We start from the raw sequence: 6,243 nt of genomic DNA, 5'->3' as shown, positions 1-6,243 counted from the left end.
TAAGAACCTGTGCATTGTGTCGAATGTTGCACCGCCCCATACCTCCATGGCCCAGAATCCTACCCCATCCATCTGTTCAGCTATTGGCAGCATATCCTCAGTTCGCATTCTGGTCGCCAGATTTGACTGATGACCATCCCTGAATGTGTTATCCTGTATTCTTAAAGTGGTTGATTTAGTTTCATTCTTCATTCCATTTCCCTATAAATATATTCAGTATTCTCACGATATCTGCTACAAGATGAAAGGATTCAAATCATGATCGAATACTCTATATCCTACTCATAATTGAATACCTAACTAACGATTGGCACATATCAGAACTAATGATATCTATTAACCTGCCTTTACATATAAATCCTATGTAATAATTATGCAAGAATAATATAATTAAGGATCAGACTATTTGCCCTTAAAGTTCGGCTTTCTCTTTTCTAAAAAGGCACTTACTGCTTCAAGGGAATCCTCGCTCTGGAAGGCCTTCATTGTCAGCTTCATCGCCTCTCTCTTCCTATCATCGCTCAACTCTTGATGCTCGAATACAAAGCTCAGAACCCTTTTAGTACCACGAACAGCAAGGGGCGATTTCTCCGTTATAGTCCTGGCAGCATTCATGGTGTACTCCTCCAATTGCTCTTTCGGAAGCACCCTGTTTACAAGACCTAATTCATAAGCCTCATCTGATTTAATGTTTTCCCCTAAATAGAGAAGCTCCTTTGCCCTGGCAACGCCTGCCACATTGATTACTCTCCTGAATCCATCCGGATGATAAACAATACCCAAATTGAGAGGAGGCAATCCCAGCTTCACCCCAGCCGCGGCATAACGCAAATCACACCCGCATGCAATGTCTATCCCAGCTCCAATACAGTGACCATTTATCATGGCAATAACCGGAACACTAATCTCATCGATAGTTCTAACCATAATCTGCAGATAATTTGATCTCTCAAAATTCTTTACATATTCATCAGTAATTTCAAAATCTTTATCCTTTGATTGGATGCCCTCTGATTGAAATGTTGTAACATCATATCCAGCACAAAAGGTCTTATCCCCAGCCCCCTTAATAATAATAACCCTCGTACCATTCTTATCCATATCCAGAAGCGTATCGTTTATCACCTTCAACATTTCATTGTTTACAGCGTTTCTCTTCTCAGGATTGTTAATAGTTATTATGCCGATAAAATCCCTCTCCTCTCTCAATATCTGATCATTCCCCATTCAAAATCCTCCTAAAATCTATAATAAATAATATTCACAATCAACTCTATGCTCAAATATATATTCTTAATTAGTTACTACTCAGCTAATGTCATTCCTGCCCCTGTATAAAACAGGTGTAAACTCCTGCAGGAATCTTAAATATTACAAAACCCTATTAATAATTGCCTTAGATTCCAGCATTCCGCTACACTATAGCCGGAATGACATACTTTATACACCCCGACTCATCCCCTTTATACATTTTTTATCTAATAGTGTATATGAAAAAAATCTGAGTAGTTATCTTAATTATTATAAAGGTATATTGCCATGCTTTCTGTCCGGATAACGAATCCTCTTCTTGCCCCTAAATATCTCCAAGGATCTGATAAGATATTTACGGGTCTCTGAAGGGGTAATAACATCATGCAGATTGGTATTAGCATTAGCGTCCCTAATGGGATTGGCAAAAGTATCTCTATACATCTTTACCATCTCAGCCATCTCTTCTTTTGAATAATTCTTTCCGCCAGAAAAGAGCATAATTGATTGCTCCGGGCCCAAAACGCCGGTTTCCATGGTCGGCCAATTAAGGATCATATCAGTTTGCATCCCGGGAATTACACCCATGCCCAGATTTCCCCCACCATAGGCCTTTCTTAATACCAAACCTATACGTGGAACCGTTGCCTCACAAAGGGCATAAAGCACCTTAGCCCCATGTCGTATAATTCCCGCATGCTCCTGCGCTGAACCAGGCATATAAGCCGGGGTGTCCACGAGGAGGACTATTGGTATATTAAAACAATCACAAAAACGGATAAACCTCGCCTGTTTATCAGAGCTGTCAACAGTTAATGATCCAGCCCTAACCTTGGGTTGATTTGCCACAAAACCAACAGTATAACCATCCATGCGTCCAAATCCAACTGCGATCTCCCCTGCGAACTCCTTCTTAACCTCAAGAAAATCACCATTATCCACCAAACACTTAATCACCCGAATCACGTCATAGGGCTTACTTGTATCAGTTGGTACAAAATCCATAAGTTCATCGCAGGTTCTTTCAGGATCATCGCCTGTTTTTACAACAGGAGGTTCTTCATCACAGTTCAAGGGTAGAAAACTAATTAGCCGTCTTATCTCAGATAGGCATTCCTTCTCATCCTTACACCTAAAATCACTCACCCCCGTGAGTTTAGAATGAATCTTCGCTCCTCCGAGTTCTTCAGGGGTTACATCCTCGCCAAGTGTCAATTTAACAATGCCAGGACCGGTTATAAACATCTGGCTTGTCTTATCGATCATATAAATAAAATCCGTCAAGGCTGGAGAATAAACGGCAATGCCAGCACATGTACCCATTATTGCTGAAATCTGCGGTATTACCCCTGATGCAAAGGTATTTGGAGCAAAAACCGAGCCCCCATGTTTATCGCTAAGAAGGGCAAACATACCCATACCCTCAAAACCGGTGGAATCCTTAGAATCACCCGATCCCTTACCCATTTCAGATATTGCCATTACCTCCTGCATCTTCGGTGTCCTGGCTCCAGGTGAATCGTTTAAACCGATAATCGGCACTCTCATCTCCAAGGCCATCTCCACTGTTTTATATAGCTTTATCCCATGCTGAAATCCAATTGAGCCACCCTTAACCGTGGCATCCTGGGCATAGACAAAAACCTTTCTGCCATCTATTTTCCCATGACCCGAAATAATGCCATCACCCGGGGTTCCTGATAGATGACCGATAAGTTTGCTTATTTCATGAAAACTGCCCGGATCTAGCAATAGATCAATCCTCTCACGCGCTGTCAATTTCCCTTTGTTATGTTGCTTGGCAATCTTCTCTTCACCACCACCCCTTAATATTTTTGCTCTCGCCTCTTCCAAATCTTTTAAACGCTGTTCCATAAATGTATCCATGAATAAACTCCTTAATTTAACATAATTTTTTATCTTAATCTTTTAGGAATGAACAATACTTCTTACATCTGAATTTGGCAGGAGTATACCCCTTTTATATGCTAAACACACTGTTTAATATAGCATTATCTTTATATGTTGATAACGCATACCTAAAACCAATCAAGCCCCCTCTAAGCGGAAAAGGATGAATATATTTAGATATGATATAAAGAAGGAATGAAAAATTTACTCTGCACTATCCATTCTGCTATATGAGGCATATAAATTTGAGAGAATCCTTACAATTATAATAACAAACAAATTATAATTAACGCTCATAAACATCTAGTGAATATCTGTTAGAGCTAGGATATATCTATATATAGAAAAAAAAATGTCAAGAAAAAATAGCACTAAATGACAGGCATACACTTATACTGATAAAATTAAATAATCTCTTCCCTCTATAATAATAGATTGTTATGAATAAAATATTATGCTACAATATATAAACATACAAAGGAATTGTATATTGATAAATCCATTAAACCCTCATTTCCCCTTGAAGTTGGGTTTTCGTTTCTCCAGCATAGCCATCACTCCCTCAACCCCATCCTCACTAGAATTTGCCTCTTCGGCTAACGCCTTCAACTCAGACTCCAGTTGATCATCAAGCTTCCTATGCTCCAATAGCTTATGAATCGTCATTTTTGTCGCTCGCATGGATATAGGGGCATTCTCCTCAGCCAACTCCCTGGCAAAAGAATAGGTTGTATTGGATAATTCATCATGAGGGACTATCTGATTTATGAGTCCCAGTTCCATCGCCCGCTTCGCCTCTATGAGCCTTCCTGTTAATAGAATCTCCTTTGCGGCCATCAATCCAACAAGGTCCATTAGTCTCTTAATAGCAGTATAATAATATATTCTCCCAAGCTTTACCAATGTAGCCCCAAATTTTGCCTTTTCAGAGGCTATTCGAAAGTCAGAGATTACCGATATATCGAGTCCAGCCCCTATCGCCGCCCCCTGGATCATAGCTATTATCGGATAAGGATAATCGATCAGACTATTTAGGCAGTATTCCAAACCCTCCATGGTTCTCTCAACCGATTGACCTGCAGCAGAAAGATCAACACCTGATGAAAAAACCTTCTCTCCAGCCCCCTGTATTACCAGCGCCCTAATATTGTCATCCTTCTTAAGATCAGTAAGCATATCTCCAATGCCAAACAGCGCATCAGCATTTAGGGCATTCCTCCTATCTGGCCTGTTAATAGTAAGAATAGCAACATAACCATCATCCTTCCTTATTATTTCTTCTACCATATCTCCTCCTCAATATATTTAATTATGATAGATTCATATAAGCCTTATATGAAACTAATACTGCTGAGTATTAATTAATTCACAGACAAACAATTTCATTTAAGTAGTTTAATGTCAATTTATTTCTACACATTATGAAATATAGCTCTGTAATAGATGAGATTTACCTTAGGTAGACAATCGAATAACACTTTCTCAAAAACAATAAAAAAAATCTTATGATTTTACATATAATACCGAATGGAATAATAGACATAATAATATTTTCATCATGGAGTAGTCATGTTCGAAAGCAGCAAGATGATGCAAACCAATTATCTTTTAGAAAAGTCCTTGGATGTCGAGTCTCTAAGGAGGAAGGTGATCTCTAATAATATAGCCAATGTTGATGTCCCTCATTTCAAGAGGAGTGAGGTGAATTTCGAGAGCGAGTTAAACCGTGCAATTATGGATAGGATGAATCCAACAAATAAGCTACCAGCTAAGCTCACTAATGAGAAGCATATACCCTTTTATATTCCCAAAGAGATAAGAAGCGTTAAGCCAAGAATCAACCTTGATTATAACACCACCTATCGGAATGACGGGAATAACGTTGATATTGAAAAAGAGATAGTGGATGCAAGCAAGAATCTCATGAGATACAATGCCATGATAACGAGATTGAATGGCAATTTTAGAACATTAAAACTTGTAATAAGAACAGCATAGGAATAGACTATTATGGGAATGTTTGACACATTTAACATAGCCTCAACTGGCCTAACTGCCCAAAGGCTAAGAATGGACCTAATAAGCAATAATATAGCTAATGCCACTACAACCCGAACGCCTGAGGGGGGGCCATTCAGGAGGAAGAGGGCGATCTTTGCTCCAGTGAATATTAGACCCTTCTACAAATCGCCGCTAGTCCCCAAACGAATTGATCATGGACCAGGCAAAGGTGTTAGGGTTATCAAGATTGAGGATGACAAATCACCGCTAAGGCTTGTATATGATCCCTCCCACCCTGACGCAATAAAGATTGGCCCTAAGAAGGGTTATGTAGAGATGCCTAATGTTAATGTTGTTATGGAAATGACAGATCTCATCTCCGCATCAAGATCTTATGAGGCAAATGTAATGATGATAAATAACTCAAAATCAATGTTTGCCAAGGCCCTCGAGATAGGAAGGGCTGGGGCATAATGATGGGAGATAATGAATGTATATCGAAGATATTGGTGAAAGGGATATAAACATATCCCATGATCTATCTCTAAGGGGAAGCTTAAAGAAGATTAAACGAATTAAAAATTTGATGACTAATAATTTTAATGATTATTCCTATTGGAGCGCTATCTACGAAAATAGATTTGAAAGAATTATCAAAGGAGTGTAATGATGTTGTATTCTACTAATCAAGCCTTTGGCCACATTGTAAAATTAAAGACCACCGACCCTCGTCATCTAACCGGGGTTAAGGAAAGACAACTGGACGATGATGTATCAACATCATTTGCTGAAGCCTTGAAAAAATCTCTTTCTAAAGTTAACGATACCCAGATCAAAGCTGATGAATTAGCCCAAAGGATGATCCATAAACCTGAATCAGTCGATATACATACTGTGATGATTGCGGCACAGAAAGCGGAAATTTCACTATTATTTACTAAAACCGTAAGGGATGAAGCGATCAAGGCATATAGAGAACTTATCAATCTGCGATAATCCCTGTTTCTGTTAAGCCATGGCCCTACTATCGATTCAGATATAAAGGAATGGATATTATCTTTTACTTTACTCTTTATTCCT

The 6,243-nt window shown here is 39.0% G+C and carries 8 protein-coding genes; 4 read left to right on the top strand and 4 right to left on the bottom strand.

Features of this window, described 5'->3' with window-relative positions:
* From SVZ03_01225 to SVZ03_01210, 4 genes are all read right to left on the bottom strand, one after another.
* Positions 1–192 (bottom strand): pyruvate carboxylase (locus SVZ03_01225; protein MDY6932826.1); only part of this gene is annotated, 192 nt, incomplete at its 3' end.
* A gap of 210 nt (positions 193–402) precedes the next feature.
* On the bottom strand, positions 403–1,227 hold the full coding sequence (locus tag SVZ03_01220; GenBank protein MDY6932825.1) for an enoyl-CoA hydratase-related protein: 825 nt from the start codon (positions 1,225–1,227) through the stop codon (positions 403–405).
* A gap of 294 nt (positions 1,228–1,521) precedes the next feature.
* Complete coding sequence (locus tag SVZ03_01215; protein ID MDY6932824.1) at positions 1,522–3,126, bottom strand: acyl-CoA carboxylase subunit beta; 1,605 nt, start codon at positions 3,124–3,126, stop codon at positions 1,522–1,524.
* Positions 3,127–3,672: 546 nt separating this feature from the next.
* Positions 3,673–4,449, bottom strand: a complete 777-nt coding sequence (locus tag SVZ03_01210) for an enoyl-CoA hydratase-related protein (protein ID MDY6932823.1) — start codon at positions 4,447–4,449, stop codon at positions 3,673–3,675.
* 303 nt (positions 4,450–4,752) lie between these two features.
* Between SVZ03_01210 and flgB the strand changes: the two genes are divergently transcribed.
* Genes flgB through fliE form a run of 4 tightly spaced genes read left to right on the top strand, consistent with a single transcriptional unit; the run spans position 4,753 to position 6,159 of the window.
* The gene (gene flgB / locus SVZ03_01205; protein MDY6932822.1) at positions 4,753–5,160 is read left to right on the top strand and encodes a flagellar basal body rod protein FlgB; all 408 of its coding nucleotides are present in this window, start codon (positions 4,753–4,755) and stop codon (positions 5,158–5,160) included.
* 12 nt (positions 5,161–5,172) lie between these two features.
* Entirely contained in the window at positions 5,173–5,637 is a 465-nt protein-coding gene (gene flgC / locus SVZ03_01200) for a flagellar basal body rod protein FlgC (protein MDY6932821.1), read from the top strand.
* Positions 5,638–5,653: 16 nt separating this feature from the next.
* Complete coding sequence (locus SVZ03_01195; protein ID MDY6932820.1) at positions 5,654–5,830, top strand: hypothetical protein; 177 nt, start codon at positions 5,654–5,656, stop codon at positions 5,828–5,830.
* Positions 5,830–6,159, top strand: coding sequence for a flagellar hook-basal body complex protein FliE (fliE, locus tag SVZ03_01190; GenBank protein ID MDY6932819.1), 330 nt, complete (start codon positions 5,830–5,832; stop codon positions 6,157–6,159). The genes SVZ03_01195 and fliE overlap by 1 nt, the downstream gene beginning before the upstream one ends.
* The last annotated feature ends 84 nt before the right edge of the window (positions 6,160–6,243 follow it).

Source organism: Spirochaetota bacterium (assembly GCA_034190085.1).
Lineage (GTDB): Bacteria > Spirochaetota > UBA4802 > UBA4802 > JAFGDQ01 > JAXHTS01.
Note: the sequence above shows the minus strand (reverse complement) of the source record. Positions and strands in the feature narration are given on the sequence as shown.